Source organism: Aquimarina sp. MMG015, from assembly GCF_018100855.1.
In the GTDB taxonomy this organism is placed as follows: Bacteria; Bacteroidota; Bacteroidia; order Flavobacteriales; family Flavobacteriaceae; genus Aquimarina; species Aquimarina latercula.
Genome location: NZ_JAGJEB010000006.1, coordinates 260,514 through 286,822 on the forward strand (window position 1 = coordinate 260,514; position 26,309 = coordinate 286,822).

Consider the following 26,309-nt stretch of genomic DNA (forward strand, 5'->3'; position numbering starts at 1 on the left):
AGGAAACTCCTGAAGACTATTCTTCGGGAGTTTTTGTTTTGTAAAAAGTCAGAATTTTGTAATTTTGCGTATATGGTACGCCAAAATATTAAAGTAGCAGTAGATGCAGTAGTCTTTGGATACAAAGATAAGGCACTGCATGTGCTTTTAATCAAAAGAGATATAGAGCCGTTTAAAGATTCATGGGCCTTACCAGGTGGTTTGGTGTTAGAGAATGAAAGTTTAGAAAATGCGGTAGAACGAGAACTTAAAGAAGAAACTAATGTTACTGCTGATTATTTAGAGCAGTTGTATTCTTTTGGGAAACCAGGAAGAGATCCAAGAAATAGGGTAGTGAGTATTACGTATTTTGGTTTAGTGAAACCAGAACATCATAATATAAAAGCAGATACCGATGCTAATGATGTAGCTTGGTTTGATATTAATGAACTTCCTGTGTTAGCATTCGATCACGCTACTATTCTTGATATTGCTAAGAAAAGATTGCGTAATAAACTAACCTATGAACCTATTGGCTTTGATTTATTAGCAGATAAGTTTCTCTTTTCTGACTTAGAGAAACTATATATGACAATTCTCGATAAACAAATCGATCGAAGAAATTTTAGAAAAAAAATTCTAAGCTTTGGTATTTTAGAAGAACTAAAAGAAAAAATTTCTGAAGGAAGAGGAAGACCTGCAAATCTTTTCAAATTCAATCAAAAGCAATACTTCAAGCTTAAAGAAGAAGGTTTCCTTTTCGATATTAAATAAAGATTCTGTAGTACTTAGAGCGGAGTCGAGAAGTAGTAGAACTCATTTTTCATTATTCTAAGATATCATGTTGATCCCTCCTGAAGGATGAGAGCATCCAGTGTGGAATCCAAATTATAGTTAGTAATACCTGTAAAACATCTTTTATTGTATTTTTTACGCAAAATATTTTGTCAATATATTGATCTGTTTTATATTTGCGTAAAAATAACACAATTATGCAGTATTTACATTTAGATCAATCATTTACTCCATTCGATAAATCAATTGAGTTTACTTCGTTTGTTTTTAATGGTGGTGAGCCACATATCAAAATCTTTGAAAAATCCATAGGTAATGAAGTAACAATTACACATAGATTGAATTCATTTAATGATGTTGGTTTATTGTTAGTAGCCACAGATGCGTTGCGTAGAATGGATGTGAAATTAATTAATGTTTTGATTCCGTATTTTCCAGCTGCAAGACAGGATAGAGTGATGGTTAGTGGAGAGTCACTAAGTGTAAAAGTATATGCAGATATTATAAATGCGCAAAACTATAATCAGGTGATGGTTTTTGATCCACATTCTGAAGTAACTCCAGCGTTGTTGAATAATGTAAAAGTGATAGAGAACTATGAGTATGTAAAACAGTGCTTAGGTCATATTAATGAAGATGTTGTGTTGATATCTCCTGATGGTGGAGCATTAAAAAAGATTTATAAAGTATCTGAGTATTTAGGAGGAATAGAAGTTGTAGAATGTTCTAAGAAAAGAGATGTAAAAACAGGGAAACTCTCTGGTTTTAGAGTATATGAAGAAGACCTTAATGGAAAACATTGCGTAATTGTAGATGACATTTGTGATGGAGGTGGAACGTTTTTAGGATTGGCAACTGCATTAAAAGGAAAAAATGCAGGGAAGTTAAGCTTAGTAGTAAGCCATGGAATTTTCAGTAAAGGATTTGAAGAATTAAATAAGTCATTTGATACTGTTTTTACTACCAATTCTTTTAGGGATATAGAAGAGAAGAACGTTATACAATTTCCAGTTATATAGCTAAACATTAAATACTGTCATTCCAGCGCAGGCTGGAATCTAAGAATTGAAAATATAAAACTATGAAAATAATAACTGCACCAACAAAAATAGAACTAGATAAAAATCTAAGTGTTTTTTTAGCAGGTAGTATCGAAGTAGGTGTTGCAGAAAGATGGCAGGATATAGTTATAAATGAGTTATTAGAATACGATGTAACCTTGTTAAATCCCAGAAGAGCAAGTTGGGATGCTAGTTGGAAACAAACAATTGACAATCCTGTTTTTAAGGAACAAGTAGACTGGGAACTAGAAGCTTTAGAAAAGGCTGAAATGATTATAATGTATTTTGATAAAAATACAAAGTCTCCAATTACATTATTAGAATTGGGGTTGTTTGCTAGAAGTGGAAAACTAATTGTTTGTTGTCCAGATGAATTTTGGAGAAAAGGAAATGTAGCTATTGTTTGTGAGAGATATGAAGTAAAACAAGTAGATAGTTTAGAAGAATTGATTAATGAAGTAAAGAAGAGAGTGAAATGAAATACACATTACAAAACATACAAGAGCAGTTTAATAAAGGAAAGAGTTTGAAATATCTGTTCTTCTGGGGGCATACGCCTAATAAAGATGGAAGTATTGGTAAAAGTTGTTTTAGTCAATGGTGGAATCAGTCTTTCGAAGTAGAAGGAGTTGTCTATAAAACTGCAGAACACTGGATGATGGTTGAAAAAGCCAGATTGTTTGAAGATATTGAAATTTTAAAAGAGATTATTGATTGCAATCAACCAATGGAAGCAAAACAACTAGGTAGAAAGGTTAGAAACTTTGATCCTAAGGTATGGGATGCTCATAAGTACGAAATTGTAAAACAAGGAAACTATCATAAGTTTTCACAGCGCCAAGAGTTGAAAGAGTTTTTATTGAATACCAAGAAAAGAATTATTGTAGAAGCAAGTCCAAGAGATCGCATATGGGGAATCGGAATGGGACAGGCAAACGAAAAAGCTCAAAATCCTAATTTGTGGAGAGGTCAAAATCTATTGGGTTTTGCCCTGATGGAAGTGAGGGATTTGCTAAGCCCATAAAGGATTTTTAAAAGATTATTTGAAATGAAATTAGAAGAACCTTGTAAGAATGGTAATGATTAAGGAAATACGAGCAGATTATGATAGAGATACGATTACGGTATATCAGGCCTATGGTAAATCTATTGCAGTGTCTGCTATCAAGAATAATAAGTTCGAATCACCTTTTTCTTTTAATCGAATGACCTGGATCAAACCATCTTATTTATGGTTAATGGAACGAAGTAATTGGGGGACAAAATCGAATCAGGAGTATATCCTTGGAATAAAAATAAATAAAGCTAGTTGGGAAAAAGCGCTGTCAATGGGAGTGTTAACAGATCCTGATAAAACTATTTATAAAAGTGGTGCTTTATGGGATAAGGAATTCCGAAATGCAAAAGTTCATATACAATGGGATCCAGAAAGAACATTAAAAGGAGCGAAGATGCAAGTAAGGTCTATTCAGGTGGGTATTGGTAGAGATTTAATAAAAGAATATAATGAAGAATGGATACAGGAAATAAACGATTTAACTCCGTTAACCAAGAAAATTCGATTATTACTAAAAGATGGCAAGTATAAGGAAGCTAAAAGATTAGTACCCGGAGAAAAAACATATGAAGTTCCTGATGATACAAAACGAAGAATAGGAATTAGGTGAGCTAAGTAAAAAAGTGATGTATGAAACTAAAAGTACTCCAATCAGATATAGCGACTGTAAAGGTAGATGTCATTGTTAATGCTGCGAATACCTCTTTATTAGGTGGAGGAGGAGTGGATGGAGCAATTCATAGAAAAGGAGGTGCGGAAATTTTAGAGGCTTGTAGAAAGATTAGAGCTACCCAAGGTAAATGTAATCCAGGAGAGGCTGTGATTACAACTGCCGGAAATCTTCCTGCTAAATATGTAATCCATGCGGTAGGACCGGTATGGAATACAGGAGGAAAAGATAAAGAAAGACTACTAGCTAATTGTTATTTGAATTCTTTAAGATTGGCTATAGAGAATGATATTAAGACCATTGCTTTTCCTAACATAAGTACGGGGATTTATAAGTTTCCAAAGGAACTGGCTGCTAAGATTGCCATTGAAACGGTAATGAGTTTTCAGCAAGATCAAATAGAAGAAGTAATCTTTGTGTGTTTTGATGAAGAGAACTATAAGTTATATGATGAATTGTTAAGGATAAAAAAATAAACTATGTATACACTAGATAAAATACCTTTTTTTCAGGAAGTTGAAGAAAGCAATAACATACTGCTAGCAGGAATGGGAGGTGGCTTTGATATCTACGCTGCTATACCATTATATTTTAGCTTAATACAACAAGGTAAAAAGGTAACTATTGCTAATTACTCTTTTACGAGATTACGCAATACCAATTCAGAGTCAGTATTTCCTTTTTGTTATAAAATAAGATCTGGTGATCAGGTATATACAATGCCAGCATATTTTCCAGAGAAGTACCTTAAATTATGGTTTCAATCTCAGGGAATATCAGTGGACATTTACGCTTTTGAAAGAATAGCAGTCCAACCTCTTAAGGGTGCATATCAGTTTTTAGTAGATAAACATAAAATAGACACTGTTATTTTGGTGGATGGCGGAACTGATTGTTTAATGTTTGGAGATGAAGAAGGATTAGGAACGCCACAAGAAGATGTTTCTTCCATGGCAGCAGCGTTTCAGATCAATGTTGCTAAAAAATTACTAGTAAGTATTGGTTTTGGAGTAGATCATTTTCACGGAGTTTCTCATTATAGGTTTCTCGAAAATTTAGCAGAATTAGATCGAGAGAATGCATATTTGGGGTCGTTCCAAGTGCTTAATTCAATGTTAGAAGGCCAAAAGTATAAAGAAGCAATCGATTTTGTGGATAGTAAAATGAAAGGAATGGAAAGTATTGTTTCTAATTCGATTATTAGTGCCTTAGAAGGGAATTATGGAAACTATCATAAGACTGGTAGAACAAAAGGAAGTGAATTGTGGATTAATCCATTAATGACAATTTATTGGTGTTTTGAATTAGAAAAAGTTCTGAAAAAGAATAAGTATTATGATTATATAAAAAACACCAATACCATAGATGAATTTAATATGGGGTTATCAGAATACAGAGAAGGTTTAGAAGATATTAGGGTGAAAAAACAAATGCCAATTTAAAATGAAAACTATAACACTATATAGACCTGTAGGATTAAAAGAACTAGAGTTAATTCATAATACTGGATGGAAATATTTCCCTCAAAGATTGAGTTGGCAACCGATCTTCTATCCAGTAATGAATGAAGTATATGCCATAGAAATAGCAACCAAGTGGAACTTGGATGATGAAGGATCTGGGTATTCAGGTTTTGTAACCACTTTTGATATGAACGAGTCGTTTTTGAAAAAATATAAAGTAGAAAATGTAGGAGGTCCCATTCATAATGAATTATGGATTCCCGCAGAAGAATTAGAAGAGTTTAATGAAAATATAGTAGGAGAAATTAGGGTAACAAAAACATATTTCGGTCAGAAATATACCTCACCTGAAAATGAAGAATTAAAAAGAATTATTGAAAAAAATGAAAACAAATACGAAACAAATAAGTAAATTTTTGAGTCTTATCCTAAGGCATAATCCAGGAAAGATTGAATTGAAATTAGATGAAAACGGTTGGGCAGATGTTAATGAATTGATAAGTAAAGCAAATAAACATCGCAATAAACTAACTATAGAAACCCTAAAAGAAGTGGTAGCTACTAATGATAAAAAGCGTTTTGCTTTTAATGAGGATAAGACCAAAATCAGAGCGAATCAAGGACATTCTATAAAAGTAGATTTAGAATATACGCCTATTCAACCACCAGAATTTTTATATCACGGTACCGTAGGGAAGTTCAGAGAAGATATACGAAGAAAAGGTCTGCTAAAGATGAGTAGACATCATGTGCATCTTAGCGAAGAACTAGAAACAGCAATGAAGGTAGGTTCCAGAAGAGGAGTGCCCATTATATTAACGGTTCGATCAGGAGATATGTATCGCGATGGTATTGAATTTTATCAATCCGATAATGGAGTCTGGTTAACAGATACTGTTGCTCCAGAGTATATCGAGTTTAAAAAGTGAAAGTGATGATCAAGAAAGTACTACATCCAGAAATATTTTTAATAGAAGATTTTCTTTCAAAAGAAATGTGTGATCATTTCATAGAGAAAGGGGAACAAGTTTCATTCGAAGAGGCTAAAGTTTCTATTGATGGCAAACAAGTAATGGTAAAAGGAGTTCGTAATAATCAACGAATTTTATTCAAAGACCAATTGCTAGCTGATAAGATTTGGAAACAATTAGAACTATATGTAGTACAGAATTTTGGGATTTATAAAGCGAATGGTCTTAATGAAATATTTCGTATTTATAAGTATGAAGAGGGACAACGTTTTAAAATGCATCGAGATGGTAGTTATAAACGAAATGAGAAGGAATGTAGTTTCTTCTCTTTTTTGATATATCTCAATGAAGATTTTGAAGGTGGAGAAACTTATTTTGAAAACGGAGTCACAATTACACCTAAACTTGGGGATGCTTTGATATTCCATCATCCACTACGTCATGAGGGAAAACCAATAATCTCAGGAACAAAATATGTGTTAAGAACGGATATAATGTATAAATTAATACAATGAGAACATTAGTAATTGGAGATATACACGGAGGTTACAAGGCATTACTACAGGTGCTAGAAAGAGCTAAAGTAATACCATCAGATACATTAATCTTTTTAGGTGATTATGTAGACGGATGGAGCGAATCTGCAGAAACGATTCAATACCTAATTGAATTGAGCAAAAAACAAAAATGTATTTTTATAAAGGGAAATCATGATGTATGGTGTCATGAGTGGTTATTAGATCCAGAAACCGAAAACCATATTTGGTTTCGCAATGGAGGTAAAGAAACTATTACTTCTTATTTAACTAATAACTTTAGCACTTCTGTTCATTTAGAGTTTTATAAAAACCTCAAAAATTATCATGTTGATAAAGAGAATAGATTGTTTATTCATGCAGGATTTTCATCAATGAAAGGGCCAGAAAATGAAGTGTATCTTACTAATTATAGATGGGATAGGACATTGTGGGAAATGGCTATTGTAATGGATAAAAGAGTTAAAAAACACTCGGCATTATATCCAAATCGATTAAAACTATATTCTGAAATATATATAGGTCATACACCAACATTACATTATAATTGTGATGTCCCAATGCAAGGAATTAATGTTTGGAACATCGATACAGGAGCAGCTTTTAAAGGAAAACTCACAATACTGGATATTGATACCAAAGAATTTTGGCAAAGCGATTCATTACCTTCCTTATATCCTAATGAAAAAGGACGAAACTAAGTCTTTCCTGTTTTAGCTGAAAATGGGGTAGTTTCTACATGAAATTCTACCGATTTTTGTCATTCAAAATATTTATAATGATGATTATCAAATTTTCACTTGAATATACAATCAATTATAAGGTCAAAATGACTTTTCTTTTGGTATTCTGTATGCTTTTATCCAACACTATTAATTCTCAAAATATGGAAGATACTATTGAGCACAATTCCTTTTTAATTTTAGAAAAACCCCAGAAAACATATATAGGAATTTATAAAGATGGTATTCCTTTTAATGGATATTTCTCCAAAGGAGATCAAGATTTCCCTAGAGTAGATTATTATGAAAATGGAGAGGCTAAGTTTCAATATTCATTAGATGTTTTTCAAATGGCTATGGGAGCAGAAACAGTAGAAATTAGTGAGGAACTTTTTAAGGGAGAAGAAGATGAAACTAGTGAAGAGTATGAAATGAGTGAAGAAGAATACGAGGAATATGAGCGAAATCTATACAAGGCAAAACTCAATATAAAATCGATATATAGAGATGGTAAAATTCTTCAGGGATATGAATATGTCGAAGCACCTTCTGCTCTGTTTTCCAAAAAGATAATGGATGGTAAGATTGTAGCATTGTATATTGATGTATTTGCTATGCATTATTATCAGAGAACTTCTATGATTCTAAAGAGTGATTCTATAGTTATAGAGTCTCCTACACTGGCTGTCGAAGGAGATAAATTTCAGACAAACTTATCAAAAAAAGATATGTACTGGGAGATAAGATATGTTATGAATAATGAAAATATAGGTTCTAAATATTTTGTGATAGGAGAAACTAATAATTTGCCTAAGAATAGTATCCTTTTTATGTATGATAAGAATGATAGTACTTATAGTTATGGTACTAGTGGTTTTCAAGATTATTTACCCACTCTTAATTTAATAAATATTTCAAATATTTTTTTTGATAAACCAGAAATTTTTAAGTCCGCTGATATGGACACTTTTTTTAGTGATTTAGTAGAAGCTGCTATAATAGAAACTAAGAGAGAAGAAGGAACTTACCCAAAAGAACCAGAAAAATATAGAGGGTATTTAGAAACTGGAGATGATGGAAATGTAGTAACAGGAATACGATTTTTTGACAAAGGAGTAGACTCTTATTATGAAGAATATATAGAAGGAGATAGCGTTAAAAAGGAAAAGATGGATATTGTTAGTTTTCAAAAAGAATTTAAAAAATACTTAAATAAGGTTAGAAACAAGTAGAATATAAAAGGCATTTTAGAAGAAATGTTTTTAAAAATTTTATTTATTTTAAAATAAAAACTATATTTGCGTATAATTAACGCAAAACAATTAATATATGAATCCACTATTATTAACAGACGGTTACAAATTAGGTCATAAAGAACAATATCCAGATGGAACTACTTTAGTGTATTCTAACTGGACTCCTAGAAAAAGTAGAATAGATGGAATTGATCATGTTGTCTTTTTCGGATTACAGTATTTTATCAAAGAGTATTTAATCAAGAGATTTAATAAAGACTTTTTTAATCAGCCAAAAGAAGAAGTTGTTGCAGAATATAAAAAATATGTGGATAATTATTTGGGTGTAGATTATGACACTCAGCATATTGCAGCATTGCACGATTTAGGATATTTACCAATTGAGATAAAAGCATTACCAGAAGGGACAGAAGTACCTATAAGAGTACCTATGTTTACGTTGGTTAATACAAAATCAGAATTCTTTTGGTTAACAAACTATTTAGAAACTCTACTTTCTAATATTATCTGGCAGCCTTGTACTTCTGCTACGATTGCTAAGCAATATCAAAAGATTCTTAGTAAGTATGCTATGGAAACTGATAAAGAAAACCAGGAATTTATTACTTGGCAAGGGCATGATTTTTCGATGAGAGGAATGTCTGGTACAGAATCAGCTATCCTTAGTGGAATGGGGCATGCATTATCTTTTTCTGGTAGTGATACTTTACCAGTAGCAAAAGCTTATGAAATGTATTACAATGCTGATGTTACAAAAGAACTGGTAATAGGTAGTGTAAATGCAACTGAACATAGTGTGATGTGTGCCGGTAGTAAAGATGATGAGATTGGAACTTTTAAAAGATTGTTAGAAACATATCCAACAGGAATTTTATCTGTAGTATCTGATACTTGGGATCTATGGAAAGTATTAACAGAATATCTTCCAAAGTTAAAAGAAGAAATTTTAAAGCGTGACGGAAAATTGGTGATCAGACCGGATTCTGGTGATCCAGTAGATATTATTTGTGGTTGTGAACATGAAAACCCTACAGTAGCTAAAGGTGTTATCGAATTGCTTTGGGATGAATTTGGAGGAGCCATTAATGAACAAGGATATAAGGTATTAAATCCTAAAATTGGAGCAATTTATGGGGATAGTATTACAATAGATAGAGCAACACAGATCTGTGAGCGTCTTAAGGAAAAAGGTTTTGCATCTACTAATGTAGTATTAGGAATAGGGAGTTTTACTTATCAATATAATACTAGAGATACTTTTGGATTTGCTATGAAAGCTACTTATGTTGAGGTGAATGGAGAAGGAAGAGAAATTTTTAAAGATCCAATAACAGATGATGGAACTAAAAAATCAGCAAAAGGACTAATGCAATTATATAAGTCTAATGGTGAGATTATATTAAAAGATCAATGTACAGTAGAGGAAGAAACTCAAGGATTGTTTGAGACTGTTTTTAAAGATGGTAAATTAATTAAAGATGAAAGTTTGTCTGAGATTAGAAAAAAGATTCTGTCATGAATTAAATGAATATTCATTAAAACTCCCAAAAAAGTATTTTTTGGGAGTTTTTGTTTGTAGTTGTATAGGGTTTATAATGAATAGCTTGTTATAACATAGTGAGGTTCTCGTTTGTTTTACAAAAAATTAATTTGATCATTTTTTTGTAAGGATCATTTTAGTATTACGACAGTCTTTATGGTATCAGTCACTAGATATCTAACTAACTTATAAAACACAAACATCATGAGTACAATTTGGTTTTTTGAGGATGCCAATCTCTTCAAGGTATTATGTCCTCATAAATTTAGAAATTACAAAAAAGATCACGACTTCGACGCTTATAAAAAGAGCGATTACATTTATTTTGAAGAAGATTCAGCCAATAAAGTATACCTAATTGAAAAAGGGAAGGTAAAAATTGGTTATTATTCTGAAAATGGGAATGAAGTTGTAAAAGCAATCTTAACACGAGGAGAGCTTTTTGGAGAAAAAGCAATTTTAGGAGAAGATCGAAGAACAGAGTTTGCACAATCCGTTGATAATGCAACGTCCATTTGTCCTATTGGGGTGCAAACTATGCACGATCTTATGAGGGATAATCAGACCTTTAGCTTAAAGGTTTATAAATTTATTGGACTTCGTTTTAAACGTTTAGAAAGAAGGTTGCAATTACTCTTATTTAAGGATACTAAAACTAGATTACTAGAATTCCTAGATGAACTTAAAGAAGATTTTGGGTATTGCTGTCCTAATACTGGAGATACTGTGATACAACATCCATATACACAAAGAGATATAGCAAATCTTATTGGTACATCGCGTCCTACCTTAAATATCATTATGAACGAATTGAAAGAGTCTAAGCAAATAGATTTCAATAGAAGAGAAATTCGTTTAAAAATTGTTGCTTAGTGTTAGCTACCTAACATTTTAAAAAGTTTTATGAAATTATTTTTACAGTAATAATAATCATAAAACAAAAGGCAATGTTTAAAAAATTAATAATAGGAGTACTAGCGATAGGATTGATCGCAGTTTCCTGTAATGACGACGACGATAACGTACTTGTCGCTAATGCTGGTGAAATCGCTGGTGGTCCCTTCGAATTTGATGTGGATGGTGAAGCAGATATGGTTTCAGGAATTACTTTAGATGACACCAATGCATTTGGTACAAGTAGTACATGGATAGTAACAGATGATCAAGGGAATATTCTTGGATTACCACCTACAATAACTGCAGTAGAAGGGGTTAATTTTGATGAGGCTGGTGCAGGAACTTGTTTAATATGGTACGCTAGATATAATGGTACTATTACCGGTTTAGAAATGGGTATGAATGCCAATGATGTAACAGGTGATTTTGATCTTTCTAATTCGATTACCGTAATAAGAAATCAAGTAGCTAATGCAGGAGTTATAGCTGGAGGACCATTTGAATTTGATGTTGATGGTGAAGCAGATATGGTTTCAGGCATTACATTAGATGACACTAATGTATTTGGTTCTGGTAGTACTTGGGTAGTTACTGATGATCTAGGAAATATTTTAGGATTACCTCCAACAATTACTGCTTTAGAAGGAGTTAATTTTGATGGAGCAGGTGCTGGAACCTGTTTGATATGGTATGCTCGTTATGAAGGAACAATTTCAGGTTTAGAAATGGGTATGAATGCCAATGATGTAACAGGTGATTTTGACCTTTCTAATTCAATTACAGTAGTTCGTAATCAAGTTGTAAATGCAGGAACTATTTCTGGAGGACCATTTGAATTTGACGTTGATGGAGATGCTGATATGGTATCCGGAATTACATTAGATGATACTAACGCTTTTGGGGCCAATAGTACTTGGATTATTACCGATGATTTAGGAAATATTTTAGGATTGCCGCCAACACTAATGGCTGTAGAAGGAGTTGATTTTGACGCAGCAGGAGTAGGTACTTGTTTAATATGGTATGCTAGATATGATGGAACCGTAACTGGTTTAGAAATGGGTATGAATGCTAATGATGTAACAGGAGATTTTGATCTTTCTAATTCTATAATGGTTATTCGTAATCAAGTGGCTAATGCAGGAGTAATTTCTGGAGGACCATTTGAGTTTGATGTAGATGGAACTGCTGATATGGTATCAGGAATTACATTAGATGATACTAATGTATTTGGTGATAATAGTACTTGGGTAATTACAGATGATCAAGGTAATATTTTAGGATTACCACCAACGTTGATGGCTGTAGAAGGTGTTGATTTTGACGCTGCGGGTCCAGGTATTTGTTTAATATGGTATGCAAGATACACAGGAACAGTAACAGGATTAGAAATGGGTATGAACGCTAACAATGTAACAGGAGATTTTGATCTTTCTAATTCGATAACAGTAACTAGAAACTGTAATACGAGTCCAGGGGTAATATCAGGAGGTCCTTATACTTTTACTGTAGATGGAACGCCAGATATGGTAAGTGGATTGTCAATTGATAATACAAATGCGGCAGGACCTAATAGCACGTGGATTATTACAGATGATCAAGGCGAAATTTTAGGACTACCAGGAACTTTATTTGATGTACAAGGTGTTGATTTTGATGCAGCAGGAACTGGAGTATGTCTAATCTGGTATCTAAGATATGAGGATGGATTAGAAGGATTAGCAATGGGTATGAATGCAAATGATCTTAAGGGATGTTTCAGCCTATCAAATTCTATACAAGTAACAAGAAACTAAAAGATACATTGAAAAAGAAATAAAAATCATTAAAGATAATGATAATGTGAACTTAACGTAGTAGCTTCTCTTCTCTTAGGAAGTATATCACAATAGTTCATTGTTGTTTTTTTGTTAGTTTTAAAGCGCAACCCCAAGTTGCGCTTTATTAATTTATATACTTTTGTAAGGAAACCTGTTTATACAGACAAATTTTAAAAGTAATACTATACTAGACCACTTATGAAATTCAATAAAAAGAATATATCTAATTTAATTTTTGTAATTATTTTATTGCTCTTTTTTATTCCTAATACTAGAGGAATGATGCAAATTTTCTTAACAAGAATATTTTCGTTTAGCCCTAGTTTAGTAGATGTAGAAGAACGAGCGCAAGTGGCTACTTATGACTGGAAATTACACGGGGTGAATACAGAATCAATGAATTTCAATGTTGCTGAGGGTAAAGTAGTTTTATTGAACTATTGGGCAACTTGGTGTCCTCCTTGTATTGCAGAAATGCCATCTTTGCAAAAACTATATAATGATTATAAAGATAAAGTAGTGTTTGTTTTCCTTACGGAAGATGATGATCCTGAATTAAACAAATTTATGAGTGATAAAAGTTATAATTACCCTATTTATAGGTCTTTATCAAAACAACATCCTAAACCTTTCGTTCACAAACCTATTCCTGGAACTTACCTCATTGATAAGAAAGGAAATATAGTAATTCATAAAATTGGTGCAGCAGATTGGAATACAGAGAAGGTAAGGGCTACGATTGACCAATTAATTGCAGAATAACTTTATTTTTTAAAATATTTAAAAGGAACAAATAGCATTCCGAAACATTCTCCTTTATTTTTACCTAAATGTTTATGATGTATTTTGTGTGCTCTTCGCACACCTTTTGCATACCAATGATTTGCGTTTCTAAATAGTTTAAAACGTTGATGAATAAAAATATCATGAACGAGAAAGTAGGCAATACCATATGCTAAAATTCCAAAACCAATAGATTCTCCAAACCAAAAAGTAATAGGATCATGAAGCATGATACACGACATACTTATTACAGCGTAGAAAACAAAAAATAAATCATTACGCTCCCACCAACTGCTATGATCTTTATGGTGATGATCTTTATGTAAAGACCATAAAAATCCATGCATGACGTATTTGTGAGTAAACCATGCCATAAATTCCATAAAACAAAATGTAGCTATAAAAATTGATATCCAAATAAGAGTATTCATTTTAGATAATTTTTTTAATATACTATTATATTAAGTTCAATCTATAATCAAAATATGATTTAGCTAATAGACCAAATTTTTGATAATTAGGGACACGTATTCTAGTATTCTTTATTTCAACAGAAGGAGTCGACTTTAGTTTGTTTAATAGCTTTTTGTAATAAATATAAGCGGTGTAAACCCCAAATTTAGCTTCTGCTGGTAGTTTCATAATACCTTCGAAACCTTTGTCAAAATCTTCTTGAATTTCTTCTATAATTCTTAATTTAGACATTTCATCGAGCTGTGTAAGATCAGTATCAGGGAAATAAGTACGACTTAATTCTTCAAAATCAGCTTTTAGATCTCTTAAGAAATTTACTTTCTGAAAAGCTGAACCTAAATGCATAGCACTTTCTTTAAGTTCGTTATATTTCTTATCATCTCCTTTTACAAACACTTTAAGACACATTAGTCCAACCACATCAGCAGAACCATATATATATTCTTTATACTCGGCATTAGTCAAGTAATCTGTTTTATGAAGATCTAATCGCATACTCTTCATAAATGCTTCATATAATTCTGGTTCAATGTTGTAATCGTGAACCGTTTGCTGAAAAGAGTTTAAAATTGGATTTAAGCTTATTTTTTGCTCAATCGCTTTATACATTTCAGTTTCAAAGTCATTAAACAATGTTTCTTTATCGTAATCGTGAAAACTATCAACTATTTCATCTGCAAACCTTACAAATCCATAAATATTATAAATATCCTGTCTAATAGAATCAGATAACATTTTAGATGCAAGAGAAAAAGAAGTACTATATGAATTAGTAACAAGTTTACTACAACTATAAGAAACGGAATCAAATAAAGCTTTCATGGATATGGTTTTAGTTAGGTTTAAGTCTCAATGTGATTGGAGAATTAATAATTAGATTTTTAATAATAGTGTTGAATAATCAGTTGTGTTTTACATAAATTAAACAGTTTGAAGTTTAGGTTTTCTTGATACATTTAACTGTGATTCTATTAATCCTGCTACTAATTTACCAGATATTAAAGAAGGTGGAACTCCAGGTCCAGGGACAGTTAGTTGACCGGTGAAAAATAAATGCTTCACTTTTTTACTTTTCAACTTAGGTCTTAGAAATGCTGTTTGCAACAGTGTGTTAGCCATTCCATATGCATTTCCTTTGTATGAATTATACTCTTTTACAAAGTCCTTAACACAAAAGGATTCTTTAAAGATAATATTATTTCGAACAGTTTGCTCAGTTAAATCTTCAAAACGCGTTATAATTTTATCAAAATAAGTTTCTCTTAAAGCTGGAGTATCTTCTATTCCAGGTGCTAAAGGAATCAAGAAAAAGCCATTTTCTTTTCCTTCAGGAGCTGAACCAGAATCCGTAACAGACGTAAAATTCGCATAAAAAAGAGGTTCTTCTGGCCATTTTGGCTCATCATAAATATCTTTTGCGTGTATATCAAAATCTGTATCAAAAAATAAATTATGATGATGAATGTTTTTTAGTTTTTTGTCAAAACCTACATAAAACAGCAATGAAGAGGGAGCAAATGTTTTGCGTTCCCAATATTTTTCTGAATACTGTCGATATTTAGGTTCTAATAACGTTTCACTATGATGGTAATCAGCACCGGATAATACTATATCTGCATTTATTTTGGTACCATTAACGACAATACCATTTGCAACTCCATTGTCTACTTCAATTTTTTCTACAGGCGAACTGGTAAAAAAATCAACACCTAACGATTCTGCTAATTTTTTCATTCCTAGTATTACTTGATACATTCCTCCTTTTGGATGCCAAGTTCCTAATCCAAAATCTGCATAGTTCATAAAACTATAAAAAGCAGGAGTATCACTTGGTTTTGCACCTAAAAACAGTACTGGAAATTCAAGAATTTGAATTAATTTATCGTTCTTAAATTCTTTTCTAACTTCTTTTGAAATAGTACTAAAAAATTGTCCAATTTTTTTGATGGTTTCTTTAGTTACCAATTCTATGGGCGAAACACCTGGGCGATATACTAGTTCATTAATCGCAATATCGTAGTTGTTTTTTGCGGCATCAATAAATTTTTTAAGTTTTATAGAACTTCCTTTTTCTTCTTTTTCAAAAGCGGTATATATCTTTTCTAAGGTATCCTCAATTGTAATACTTTCTTTGTTTTCAAAAAAAACTTTGTATGCAGGATTTAATTTATCTAATCCGTAAAAATCAGAAGGGGAAGTATTAAAATCATTAAAAAACTTTTCAAATACGTCTGGCATCCAATACCAAGAAGGTCCGATATCAAATGTAAATCCGTCTTTTTTAAGTTGTCTCGCTCGACCACCAACGGTATCATTTTTTTCGTAGATCGATACATCATATCCTGATTGCGCCAAATAACACGAGGCAGAAAGAGACGAAAAGCCAGAACCAATGATTACTACTTTCTTTGACATAGTGGTTTGTTTATAGATAATATGTTATAATTCTTTGATTAGATCTGTGATAGATGAGAAATAACGGTGGTTGGGAGCGCTATTTTCAGATATATGCATGGTTTGTTTACCCAGCATCCAAAACTCACTTTCACGTTTCGAACATATTATATCGTTAAATTTTGCAACATAGTCTTTTATTTTGTCTTTTTCAGGTCTAACAGTAAAATAAGACAAAAATGTAGTGTTTTCATGAAAAGTAAGCATATTGGGTAAGCTATCAAGAGGAATACTAGGCCCTAAATAGATAGCTTTATATCCTTGTAATAATATCTCATAGTTAATATATAACAAACCTAGTTCGTGGATCTCATTTTCCGGAAGAAAAAGTATAAAAGCCTTATCTGTTTTTGTAGATTTAGAATATTGAAGTTTTTCAATATTGATAAGCAATTTTTGCTTGATTAAGTTTGTTATGAAATGCTCGTGAGATGGACTTATAGTATTTGTTTGCCATAATAGACCAATCTCTGTTAACAAAGGAATAAAAACATCAGTAAATATTTGTCTAAAAGTTCTTTTCTCAGCTAATTGCTCATAAGTTCCTAGAAACAATTGAAGATCATAATTAAGCATGGATATTTTAAGAGAATTGATCGCTTGATTTTTTGTGCTATTGTCAGAAACAATTCTTCGCACATACTCATCTATTTCTTCATTATTAAGTTTTGAAACTCTAGATATTTTATATCCGCTATTTACTAAATAAGTTACATTAAGTAATTTCTGAAGGCTTTTTAAACTGTAAGTTCTTATATTGGTTTCTGTGCGATCTGGTGACAATAAATTATATCTTTTTTCCCATATCCTGATCGTATGCGCTTTAACACCGCATAAATTCTCCAGATCCTTAATGCTAAAATTTTGTTTTATATTGTTCACCTTTTGTATAAAATAGTTAAACAAATTTAAACAAAAAGTAGATAATCTTTAGATAGTTCTTGTTAAATTATTAACGATAACTGTTAAAAAGATATTTAGAAACTGAATTTGAAATTTAAAAGACTTATGTATTTAACAGTAAAAAGGTACTTCTATAGAAATACTTAAAAGAAAAAGGCAGAGACATTTGTTTTTAAAAACCGCAATGCTTTCGTGATATGAATTTCTACAGTTTTTGTAGAAATACCTAGAATTTCGGCAATTTCCTTATGCTTTTTCTGTTCGAATCTACTTAATTTAAAAACCTCTTGACATTTTTTTGGTAGCTTTTCTATTGCGCTTTCTATTTTTAACCAATTTGCTTCTTGTTGCATTTTTTCATTTTCTTGGTATAATTGAAAAAGCGCTTTCCATTTTAATTCATCTAATAAATCGATCTCTTTTTTTTGTTTACGCAAATGCATCAGGTATTCGTTATGGCAAGATCGGAAAAGATAATTTCTGAGTGAAGAGGTAATGTGTAAAGTAGATTTTTTTTCCCAAAGTCTTAAAAAAACATTTTGTACCAGATCTTCGGATAATGTGCTATCGTTAGATAACTTATGGACATAATTACATAACCAGTCATAATATTGATCAAATAAAATTTTATAACTTTTTTGATCCCCCTCTATTAGCCCGTTAATAAGTAATTTTTCTATGTTATTGTGTTGATTCTTCATGATAACAATCACTTGCTAAATTATAAAAATTAAAATAAAGTAGGGGATTGATGTGATTTTTGCATCATGTATATAGAAATGTAGAAGAATGGATAATTATTTAACAATAATTAAGAAGTATTTAGAAGGAAGTATTTCTTCTTCGGAGAAAGAAACTTTAAAACAATGGCTACAACAGAAACAAGAGCATCGAGATGTTTTTGAGAAAAAAGTTGCGCAATGGCATGCTTCTAGTAAAGATATTTCTGTAAACTCTGATCAGGCTTTTAATCGGTTTTTAAATTCGATACAGGAAAAAGAATTAGAAGAGCGTAAGGTTATCACATTAAAGACTCTAAAAAAAGTATTTCGATATGCAGCTATACTTATAGGGGTTCTAGTATTAGGATATTACTTAAGTAGATTAAACCCATCCAATGTAGATAATGTAGAAGATTTAGTATCTACTGAAACAGTAAGAGATGATAAGATCAAAATTGTACAAGAAGATGGAACAATAACGTATATAGATATCAATAGTCTGTCTGATGTTATAACTGCTAATGGTAGTATGATTGGTAAAAAAGATAGGGATAAGTTAGTTATTTCGGATAATGCTAAAGATTTAGAGGAAATAGAGTATTTAGAGATTTCTATTCCTAAAGGTGAAATTTTTCAATTGAGTTTATCTGATGGAACAAAGGTTTGGATGAATGCCGATAGTAAACTAAAATTTCCTAAGAACTTTATAGCCAAAGAGGTTAATAGAATAGTGTATCTCGAAGGTGAAGCATTTTTTGATGTAACTACGAATAAAGCACAACCATTTATAGTAAAAACTAAAGAGATGGATGTAAAAGTTTTAGGGACAAAGTTCAATGTATCCTCTTATGCTGAGGATTCAACTATTAAAACAACATTGGTTGAAGGTTCGGTTGCTATAAATGCTAAAAATAAATTAAAGGAATTGAAGCTGAGACCAAATTATCAAGCGGTTTATTCTAAGGGTGACGAGCTGATTGCAAAAAAGAAAGTGAATACTATACTCTTTACATCATGGATGCAGAAAAAGATGATCATACATAATGAATCTTTCGCCGAGGTAATTAAGAGATTAGAAAGAACGTATAATGTAGAAATTATAAGTACAAATCAAAGATTGAATAATACTAGATTTACTGGAGAATTTGATACGGAAAATGTAAAACAGATTCTTAATGTATTTTCTAAGACGATAAATTTTAATTATGAAATAGAAAATAAAAAAATTGTCATCGCCCCATAGCTAAGAGGCAATAATCATTCAGGACTTATCAAAAGATGTAAGTAGTACAGAGAATTTGATAAGTTCTGTATGATATATGAAGATTAAAATCAAACCATAAAAAAAAGGAAGTGCTGCAACACTTCCCTTATGGTCTGATTATTATTTAACTGAGTACTAACAACCAAACTTTTCAAAATTATGAAAAAAAAGGGTAACCGTACGCTATTTTCACACCTAGCGCACAAATCAATCGTTTTAAGAATGAGGCTTACATTAGTTTTATTTTGTTTTTCCATCTTTCAACTGATGGCAACATCCGGCTTTTCGCAGGGCGAAATAGAACTTAATTTAGAGCAAACAACTATTGCTAATGTAATAGAAGAGATTAAAAATCAGACTTCGTATAAATTCTTCTATATCAATGATGAAGTCAATCTAAATCAAGAAACTTCTATTAAGGTAAAAAAGGGAACCATCGAAGAAGTATTATCTATGCTTTTTGAAAATACAGATATTTCTTATTCAATTATAGAGAAACAAATTGTATTGAAGAAAGCTCCGGATATAAAAGAAAAACTTAAAATTATTCGAGAGATAAAAGGTAATGTAAAAGATTCTAATGAGAGTCCGCTTCCTGGAGCTAATGTATTGGTAAAAGGGACTACCATAGGCGCACAGACAGATTTTGAAGGAAATTTTATAATCAATATACCAGATGATAATAGTATACTCGTTATTTCTTATATAGGTTTTGAAACTGTGGAAGTTGATGTTACGGGAAAAGATTTTATTTCTGTGGCTTTAAAAGATGCTTCTGCTCAATTGGATGATGTTGTGATTGTAGGATCTAGAAATCCTAGTCGTACTGCAACAGAGACCGCAGTGCCTATTGATGTAATTGATATTACGCAAGTAGCAACGCAAGGTCCGCAAACATCTGTAAATGAAATATTAAATTATGTAGCACCATCTTTTACATCACAAACCCAAACTGTTTCTGATGGAACGGATCATATTGATCCTGCTTCACTTCGTGGATTAGGTCCCGATCAAGTATTAGTTTTAGTTAATGGAAAAAGAAGACATAATACTGCTTTGGTAAATGTTAACGGAACGGTAGGAGCAGGTAGTGTTGGAACGGATTTAAATGCAATCCCTACAGCGGCTATTCAGCGTATCGAAGTATTACGAGATGGTGCTGCTGCCCAATATGGTTCTGATGCAATTGCAGGGGTAATTAATATTGTATTAAAAAAAGGAACTAATAAATTGGATGTTACATTGACTACTGGAGCAAATTTTAGTGAGAATTCTAACCAATTCGATGGAGGTAGTGATGGAGAAAAAGTAAAGCTTGATGTTAATTATGGACTACCAATAGGCGATAATGGAGGGTTTATTAATTTTACAGGTTCATTGTCAACAAGAGAACCGGCGTTACGTAACAAAGATTATCAAGGAGATATTTTTAGAGGTTTCCATGGAGCAGAACGTATTTTTGCTGCTAACGGAGGAAATGTTGCAGAAATGACATTAGTTGATTATCAAACAGCTTCACAGGATATTTCTTATTTAGATCAAGTAACGAAGGATCAGATCGCGGCATTGGATGTTAGTGATCCAGCTGATATCGATACGTTCAGGACGCTATTAGATTTTGATGCAGATGAGGATGAATTATCAGCGAGAGGATTAACACGTACTGATTTTAGATTTAAAGTAGGAACAGCTAAATTACGAGAAGGGAAGTTCTTTGCTAATATGTCAATTCCCCTTGGAGAAGATGCAGAATTCTACAGTTTCGGAGGGATTAGCTATCGAGAAGGTTTAGCATCTGGGTTTTATAGAAGACCGGCACAAGCAGACGGTAGAGCAAATACTCCAGCGTTTCCGAATGGATTCTTACCAACTATCGGAACTGATATTGTAGATAAATCAATAGCAGTTGGTATCAAGGGAAAAGTAAATGAATGGAATGTGGATTTTTCAAATACTTATGGGATTAACAATTTCGATATTACTGTTGGAAACTCCAGTAATGGAACTCTAGGAGTGGCTACGCCACGGAGTTTCGATGCAGGAGCTTTGAGTTTTATGCAGAATACTACAAATCTTGATATTGGTAGATTCTATGATGATATTTTTAAAGGATTAAATATAGCGATGGGAGCAGAGTATAAGGTAGAGAATTATACCATTAGTGCTGGAGAAGAAGCGTCTTATACAAGTTATGATATTAATGGTAATATTGTAACAAGTACTACTCCAGAAACAGATTTGGTGCGTAATAATTTTACAGGAGCGGTTCTTGGAGGAGGTTCGCAAGTATTTAGAGGTTATGATCTTAATAATGAAACTGATGAATATAGAAATAGTATCGCTGGTTACATTGATTTGGAGGCAGATTTTACAGAACAATGGTTGGTAAGTCTTGCAGGTAGATATGAGAATTTTTCAGATTTTGGAGATACATTTAATTACAAATTAGCAACTCGTTATAAAATAACTGAAAACTTCTCAGTTCGAGGTGCAAATAGTACAGGATTTAGAGCACCATCTTTACATCAACAATTTTTTAGCCGTACTAGCACGGTTTTCGTAGATAATCAACCATTTGAACAAGGAACTTTTACTAATAATAGTAGAGCAGCTTCATTGATAGGGATAGCACAATTGAAAGAAGAAACATCTAGTAGTTTTAGTCTTGGGCTCACTGCTAAAATTCAAAATTTCACTATTACGGCAGATGCATATTTAATTAATATAGACGATAGGATTGTGTATAGCGGTAGTTTTGGAAATGGAGGAGATCCTGAATTAACGCAGATTTTTGAAGATGCAGGGGCAACTAGTGCTCGATTCTTTGTTAATGCAATAGATACAAAATCACAAGGAATAGATGTAGTGGTGGCACATAAAATGAATATTGGAGAGGATATGATACTTAAAAATGATCTTTCCGCCACATTTGCTAAGACTGAAGTAGAAGATATAAGGGTTCCAGAAAGAATTGCTGCGGCAGGAGAAAGTGGAAGTTTTTTTGATGGGCAAGAAGAAGCTTTTTTAACATTAGCGCAACCAAGAACCAAGCTGAGTCTAACCAATGCTCTATCTTTTGGGCGGTATGATATTTTACTTAGAAACGTATTCTTTGGAGAAGTTACGGATCCAGATGATTTTAATGGAGACCCAAGAGTAGATGGAACTGTAGTTAGTGATGATGCGGTGTATGGAGGAAAAGTGGTTACAGATCTTTCATTTTCTGCAAAAGTTTTAGAAAATCTAAATATTACGATTGGAGCTAATAATTTGTTAGATGTGTATCCTGATGAAAATAGAGCAGGAGGAACAGCGGGTGATCAATTTGTGTACTCCAGAAGAACTTCTCAGTTTGGATATTCAGGTAGGTTTTTATTTGCAAGAATTAATTTTAGTCTTTAGATAAGAACATTTTGTAAAAGCATAGGCAAGGATTAGGATATCCTTGCCTACTTTTTTTATTTTAAGTAATCCATTGGATCCATGTTTTTTCCATTAAGTTTTACCTCATAATGAAGATGAGGGCCAGTAGAAAGGCCTGTGTTTCCGCTTTTTCCAATAACTTGCCCTTTGTTTACTTTTTGATTTTCTGTTACTTCGAAACTGTCTAAGTGAGCGTACCAAGTTTCATAACCGTTAGCATGGGTAATAACAATTAAATTTCCCCAATTCCCTTTATCCTTTGCTACAGAAACTGTTCCATCTTCAGTAGCTAATACTGAAGTTCCAATTTTAGCTCGGATATCTATTCCTTTGTGAATTACTTTCTTTTTTAAAAGAGGGTGTTTATGGGTTTTTCCATAAACCGCAGTAATGTTATCTTTTGAACCATTTTCGATTGGAAATATCGAAGGTGGAATTTCGACCTTGATTTCTTCATCTATAATATTATCCACAATATTCTTATCATCAAATTTAGGTTTTATAAATGCTGTTAAGAGTATCATGAAAATTGGTAATAATAAGATGTATCTAAAAATACTTTTTTGATTAGAATTGGTTTTCGTGATCATGTCTATTCGTTTTTTGATTAATGAATGATTAAAATAACTATGTAATTTTTTTGTTTGTCTGGTTTGTAACGTATTGATAAGGAGTTCTAGATAATAAGATTTTTTTATTTGGGTATTTAGAACAAAGCTATCTGCTTGGAATTCGTGAACAGATCGTATTGATTTTCTGAAAAAATAAGAGAATGGATTAAACCAAAATATAACAACATATATTTCTGTAAGTATTAAATCTGCTGTATGCCATAGCTTAATATGTGCTTTTTCATGTTCTATAACAGCTGAGGCAATTTCATTTGTTTTATAGTTTGGAATAAAAATCCAGCCGAAACTTGAGAATATATGAGGAGTATCTGTTGTAACAAAGCGATATCCATCTTTCGAAAATATATTGGACTTTTTCTTTATTCTATAAAGTTGTATTGCAGATAGAGATAATCGAAATAGTGCTATAAAGAAACCCAAGATGTACATTAATGAAATAAGATTAGTCAGATAATTCTTTTCTTCGGAGCGTGGCTTTTCCAGCAAAACAACTTCTGTTGCTGGTTGATCTATCGGTAGAAGTTCATTAAAAAACGGGATTGTTATAGTTTCGTTGGTTATAGTGAATTCTATTTGATTTAGTAACGGAATACCTAAAGAACAAGGTATCAATAGGAGTAATACTATTCTATTAATCTTATGAAAAGTTAATCTCCTAAAGAATAAATAATAAGAACAGTATAGTATGGCTAAACAAAAACTAGCTTGAAACAGGTATGTTAAAATATTACTCATTTTCTTTTTTCAATTTTTCAATTTTTTCTTCTATAAATTGTTTCATGTTCTCTAGTTCTTTAACATTCAAATCTTCATCATTTGTGAAAAACATGGCAAATTTGCTTATAGAACCACTAAAGAAATTTTTTACAACACCTTTAAAATGATTTTTGAAATAAACTTCTTTAGATATGAGTGGGTAATATTCTTTTATTCTTCCGTAGGTGTTAAAACTTATGAATTTTTTGGTCACTAAGGTTCTGATCACCGTTGATATGGTAGTATAAGCAGGGCGAGGTTCTGGAAATTGCTCTACGATATCTTTTAGAAACGCTTTTTCAAGCTTCCATAAGTATCTCATAATTTGTTCCTCTGCTTTTGTTAAGTCTTTCATATTGCTAATGTAACTATAATTTTAGTAATATTACTATAAATATAGTAAATAAACTATTTTTATAATAATTGATATGTTGTTTGTGTTCTAGCTATTAGCTTTTTAATATAATTAGGAAGGCTTGTGTTTTAATTATTGAAGTGTAAGTATCTTGTCTATAATCATTACTTATACAGATGATGAACTATAGGAATTGATTTTTGAAAGTTTACTCGAATTTAATGTGGTAAAGAAGAAAAGTGCCCAGAGCGGGAGTCGAACCCGCACGCCCTAATGGACACATGGCCCTCAACCATGCCTGTCTACCAATTCCAGCACCTGGGCAATATAATTTATTTTACAATATAGTGTAAAACTAAAAAAGTATCACAGGGGAATTGCGATACTTTTTAGTGACCGGGCTGGGGCTCGAACCCAGGACCCTCTCCTTAAAAGGGAGATGCTCTACCAACTGAGCTACCCGGTCATTGATAAATTAAATTATCATATATTTTAAAGAACTATAGAATAAATAATCAGTAATACCTCATAATTATTCAGTATTTGTGACCGGGCTGGGGCTCGAACCCAGGACCCTCTCCTTAAAAGGGAGATGCTCTACCAACTGAGCTACCCGGTCATCATTCTTTTTCCTTGAATGCGGGTGCAAATATACTATCAATAATTTATTTTTCAAGAAGAATTTAATATAAATTTACGTTTTATTTTAAATGCCCTTTTTTTTAGGCATAAATAACCTAGTTTTTACTTTATGAATATTATTTTATTAGGATATATGGGTTGCGGTAAATCCTCTATTGGCAGGGATTTAGCTTCTAAATTAAAAATGGAATGTCTCGATCTTGACGATTTTATAGAAAATCAAGAAAAAAAATCAATTGGTCAAATTTTTGAAGATAATGGCGAGATATACTTTAGAAAAAAAGAAAATGAGTATCTAAAACAAGTATTAGAAACAAAAAATAATCATATTATTTCTTTAGGAGGAGGGACTCCTTGTTTTGCTGGAAACCTTGAGATCATTAAAGGAAATGAAAACGCTAAAAGTGTATACCTGAAAACTTCTTTAGAAGAATTAGTGGATCGACTCTATTTAGAGAAAGAAAAACGTCCTTTAATAGCTCATATATCAACTAAAGAGGATCTTAAGGACTTTGTTCGTAAACATCTTTTTGAACGTTCCTTTTATTATAGTCAAGCGGAGTATACTGTTTCTACTGATAATAAGACCATTCAAGAAGTTGTCAAGGAAATACAAAATGTTTTATTCTAGTATAGCCAGATCATTTTCCCCAAAAGTTACATTCACATGTTCGTGTAGTGATGTAGAAAGTGAAATTCCTTTGAAATCAGCTTTTATAGGGTATTTTTTATGATTACGATTAACAAGAACGGCTGTTTTAAACCTTGTTAGTGGTACATCCAAAAAATGTTTGACGCCATACACTAAAGCTGTTCCAGAATTAAGCACATCATCTGCAAGAACAAGTGATTTGTTTTTATAATCCGAAGCAGAAATGGAGGTTTTAACAGTGTCTTGTGGAGAAGATTTATCCATAGTTACTTCACATAAAGTAATATCAATATCAGAAACCTCATCTAATATTGCTTTTAGACGTTGAGCAAAAATATAACCATTACTAGCAATACCAGCAATAACAATTTCTTTTTCATTTACATTGGTTTCATAGATTTGGTATGCTATACGTTTAATCTTATGTTGTATTTGTTCGTGAGTAAGGATGATATTGTCTTCGGCTTGCATTCTAACTGGAG

General features: G+C 32.0%; 27 protein-coding genes and 3 tRNA genes. 19 read left to right on the top strand and 11 right to left on the bottom strand.

What is annotated here, in order from left to right:
* Positions 1 to 72 precede the first annotated feature (72 nt).
* From J8L88_RS13465 to J8L88_RS13540, 16 genes are all read left to right on the top strand, one after another.
* On the top strand, positions 73 to 753 hold the full coding sequence (locus J8L88_RS13465; protein ID WP_211060969.1) for an NUDIX domain-containing protein: 681 nt from the start codon (positions 73 to 75) through the stop codon (positions 751 to 753).
* Between the two features lie 218 nt (positions 754 to 971).
* Positions 972 to 1,793 (top strand): ribose-phosphate diphosphokinase, encoded by an 822-nt coding sequence (gene prs, locus J8L88_RS13470; protein ID WP_211060970.1) that lies wholly within the window; start codon positions 972 to 974, stop codon positions 1,791 to 1,793.
* 62 nt (positions 1,794 to 1,855) lie between these two features.
* Positions 1,856 to 2,314: a nucleoside 2-deoxyribosyltransferase domain-containing protein gene (locus J8L88_RS13475; protein WP_027395581.1), complete on the top strand. Its 459-nt coding sequence runs from the start codon at positions 1,856 to 1,858 to the stop codon at positions 2,312 to 2,314.
* Positions 2,311 to 2,859, top strand: coding sequence for an NADAR family protein (locus J8L88_RS13480; RefSeq protein WP_211060971.1), 549 nt, complete (start codon positions 2,311 to 2,313; stop codon positions 2,857 to 2,859). Before J8L88_RS13475 ends, J8L88_RS13480 begins: the two co-directional genes overlap by 4 nt.
* 55 nt (positions 2,860 to 2,914) lie before the next feature.
* Positions 2,915 to 3,502 (top strand): DUF4291 domain-containing protein, encoded by a 588-nt coding sequence (locus tag J8L88_RS13485; RefSeq protein ID WP_211060972.1) that lies wholly within the window; start codon positions 2,915 to 2,917, stop codon positions 3,500 to 3,502.
* A 20-nt stretch (positions 3,503 to 3,522) separates the two neighbouring features.
* Positions 3,523 to 4,038, top strand: a complete 516-nt coding sequence (locus J8L88_RS13490; RefSeq protein WP_211060973.1) for an O-acetyl-ADP-ribose deacetylase — start codon at positions 3,523 to 3,525, stop codon at positions 4,036 to 4,038.
* Between the two features lie 3 nt (positions 4,039 to 4,041).
* Complete coding sequence (locus J8L88_RS13495; RefSeq protein WP_211060974.1) at positions 4,042 to 5,004, top strand: DUF1152 domain-containing protein; 963 nt, start codon at positions 4,042 to 4,044, stop codon at positions 5,002 to 5,004.
* 1 nt (position 5,005) lies between these two features.
* Positions 5,006 to 5,437 (top strand): ADP-ribosylation/crystallin J1, encoded by a 432-nt coding sequence (locus J8L88_RS13500; RefSeq protein WP_118386781.1) that lies wholly within the window; start codon positions 5,006 to 5,008, stop codon positions 5,435 to 5,437.
* Positions 5,409 to 5,954 carry an RNA 2'-phosphotransferase gene (locus J8L88_RS13505; protein ID WP_027395590.1) on the top strand — a complete coding sequence of 182 codons (546 nt, stop codon included), beginning with the start codon at positions 5,409 to 5,411 and terminating at the stop codon, positions 5,952 to 5,954. Before J8L88_RS13500 ends, J8L88_RS13505 begins: the two co-directional genes overlap by 29 nt.
* A gap of 5 nt (positions 5,955 to 5,959) precedes the next feature.
* Positions 5,960 to 6,511: a 2OG-Fe(II) oxygenase gene (locus tag J8L88_RS13510; protein WP_211060975.1), complete on the top strand. Its 552-nt coding sequence runs from the start codon at positions 5,960 to 5,962 to the stop codon at positions 6,509 to 6,511.
* Positions 6,508 to 7,233, top strand: a complete 726-nt coding sequence (locus tag J8L88_RS13515; protein ID WP_118386778.1) for a metallophosphoesterase family protein — start codon at positions 6,508 to 6,510, stop codon at positions 7,231 to 7,233. Before J8L88_RS13510 ends, J8L88_RS13515 begins: the two co-directional genes overlap by 4 nt.
* Before the next feature lie 77 nt (positions 7,234 to 7,310).
* On the top strand, positions 7,311 to 8,486 hold the full coding sequence (locus J8L88_RS13520) for a hypothetical protein (RefSeq protein WP_147404106.1): 1,176 nt from the start codon (positions 7,311 to 7,313) through the stop codon (positions 8,484 to 8,486).
* 97 nt (positions 8,487 to 8,583) lie between these two features.
* Positions 8,584 to 10,029, top strand: a complete 1,446-nt coding sequence (locus J8L88_RS13525; protein ID WP_118386776.1) for a nicotinate phosphoribosyltransferase — start codon at positions 8,584 to 8,586, stop codon at positions 10,027 to 10,029.
* Between the two features lie 225 nt (positions 10,030 to 10,254).
* Positions 10,255 to 10,923 carry a Crp/Fnr family transcriptional regulator gene (locus tag J8L88_RS13530; protein ID WP_027395595.1) on the top strand — a complete coding sequence of 223 codons (669 nt, stop codon included), beginning with the start codon at positions 10,255 to 10,257 and terminating at the stop codon, positions 10,921 to 10,923.
* Between the two features lie 74 nt (positions 10,924 to 10,997).
* Positions 10,998 to 12,743, top strand: coding sequence for a hypothetical protein (locus J8L88_RS13535; RefSeq protein WP_247666478.1), 1,746 nt, complete (start codon positions 10,998 to 11,000; stop codon positions 12,741 to 12,743).
* A 222-nt stretch (positions 12,744 to 12,965) separates the two neighbouring features.
* On the top strand, positions 12,966 to 13,529 hold the full coding sequence (locus J8L88_RS13540) for a TlpA disulfide reductase family protein (RefSeq protein ID WP_118386775.1): 564 nt from the start codon (positions 12,966 to 12,968) through the stop codon (positions 13,527 to 13,529).
* Positions 13,530 to 13,531: 2 nt separating this feature from the next.
* On the opposite strand, the gene J8L88_RS13545 is transcribed toward J8L88_RS13540, so the two are convergent.
* The 5 genes from J8L88_RS13545 to J8L88_RS13565 form a co-directional block, all read right to left on the bottom strand.
* Positions 13,532 to 13,981 carry a beta-carotene hydroxylase gene (locus J8L88_RS13545; RefSeq protein ID WP_027395597.1) on the bottom strand — a complete coding sequence of 150 codons (450 nt, stop codon included), beginning with the start codon at positions 13,979 to 13,981 and terminating at the stop codon, positions 13,532 to 13,534.
* A gap of 25 nt (positions 13,982 to 14,006) precedes the next feature.
* A complete protein-coding gene (locus J8L88_RS13550; RefSeq protein WP_027395598.1) occupies positions 14,007 to 14,846 on the bottom strand; it encodes a phytoene/squalene synthase family protein in 840 nt (279 codons plus the stop codon).
* 99 nt (positions 14,847 to 14,945) lie between these two features.
* Complete coding sequence (locus tag J8L88_RS13555; protein ID WP_027395599.1) at positions 14,946 to 16,439, bottom strand: NAD(P)/FAD-dependent oxidoreductase; 1,494 nt, start codon at positions 16,437 to 16,439, stop codon at positions 14,946 to 14,948.
* 24 nt (positions 16,440 to 16,463) lie between these two features.
* The gene (locus tag J8L88_RS13560; RefSeq protein ID WP_027395600.1) at positions 16,464 to 17,360 is read right to left on the bottom strand and encodes a MerR family transcriptional regulator; all 897 of its coding nucleotides are present in this window, start codon (positions 17,358 to 17,360) and stop codon (positions 16,464 to 16,466) included.
* A 164-nt stretch (positions 17,361 to 17,524) separates the two neighbouring features.
* A complete protein-coding gene (locus J8L88_RS13565) occupies positions 17,525 to 18,082 on the bottom strand; it encodes an RNA polymerase sigma factor (protein WP_035086701.1) in 558 nt (185 codons plus the stop codon).
* An 88-nt stretch (positions 18,083 to 18,170) separates the two neighbouring features.
* On the opposite strand from J8L88_RS13565, the gene J8L88_RS13570 reads away from it, so the two are divergent.
* Together J8L88_RS13570 and J8L88_RS13575 are read left to right on the top strand one after the other, a co-directional pair.
* Entirely contained in the window at positions 18,171 to 19,346 is a 1,176-nt protein-coding gene (locus tag J8L88_RS13570) for a FecR family protein (RefSeq protein ID WP_027395602.1), read from the top strand.
* Positions 19,347 to 19,634: 288 nt separating this feature from the next.
* Complete coding sequence (locus tag J8L88_RS13575) at positions 19,635 to 22,769, top strand: TonB-dependent receptor (protein WP_247666479.1); 3,135 nt, start codon at positions 19,635 to 19,637, stop codon at positions 22,767 to 22,769.
* A gap of 56 nt (positions 22,770 to 22,825) precedes the next feature.
* Here the strand turns inward: J8L88_RS13575 and J8L88_RS13580 are convergent, their stop codons facing one another.
* The 5 genes from J8L88_RS13580 to J8L88_RS13600 all read right to left on the bottom strand — a co-directional run bounded on the left by J8L88_RS13580 (position 22,826) and on the right by J8L88_RS13600 (position 25,152).
* On the bottom strand, positions 22,826 to 24,157 hold the full coding sequence (locus J8L88_RS13580; protein WP_211060976.1) for a M23/M56 family metallopeptidase: 1,332 nt from the start codon (positions 24,155 to 24,157) through the stop codon (positions 22,826 to 22,828).
* Positions 24,150 to 24,533, bottom strand: a complete 384-nt coding sequence (locus tag J8L88_RS13585) for a BlaI/MecI/CopY family transcriptional regulator (protein ID WP_027395604.1) — start codon at positions 24,531 to 24,533, stop codon at positions 24,150 to 24,152. Before J8L88_RS13585 ends, J8L88_RS13580 begins: the two co-directional genes overlap by 8 nt.
* A 240-nt stretch (positions 24,534 to 24,773) precedes the next feature.
* Positions 24,774 to 24,857: transfer RNA gene (locus tag J8L88_RS13590), tRNA-Leu, on the bottom strand.
* A gap of 69 nt (positions 24,858 to 24,926) precedes the next feature.
* A tRNA-Lys gene (locus J8L88_RS13595) sits at positions 24,927 to 24,999 on the bottom strand.
* An 80-nt stretch (positions 25,000 to 25,079) separates the two neighbouring features.
* A tRNA-Lys gene (locus J8L88_RS13600) sits at positions 25,080 to 25,152 on the bottom strand.
* 132 nt (positions 25,153 to 25,284) lie between these two features.
* On the opposite strand from J8L88_RS13600, the gene J8L88_RS13605 reads away from it, so the two are divergent.
* Positions 25,285 to 25,806 (top strand): shikimate kinase, encoded by a 522-nt coding sequence (locus J8L88_RS13605; protein ID WP_211060977.1) that lies wholly within the window; start codon positions 25,285 to 25,287, stop codon positions 25,804 to 25,806.
* On the opposite strand, the gene J8L88_RS13610 is transcribed toward J8L88_RS13605, so the two are convergent.
* Positions 25,798 to 26,298: a phosphoribosyltransferase family protein gene (locus J8L88_RS13610; protein WP_027395606.1), complete on the bottom strand. Its 501-nt coding sequence runs from the start codon at positions 26,296 to 26,298 to the stop codon at positions 25,798 to 25,800. The genes J8L88_RS13605 and J8L88_RS13610 overlap by 9 nt on opposite strands.
* Between the last annotated feature and the right edge of the window lie 11 nt (positions 26,299 to 26,309).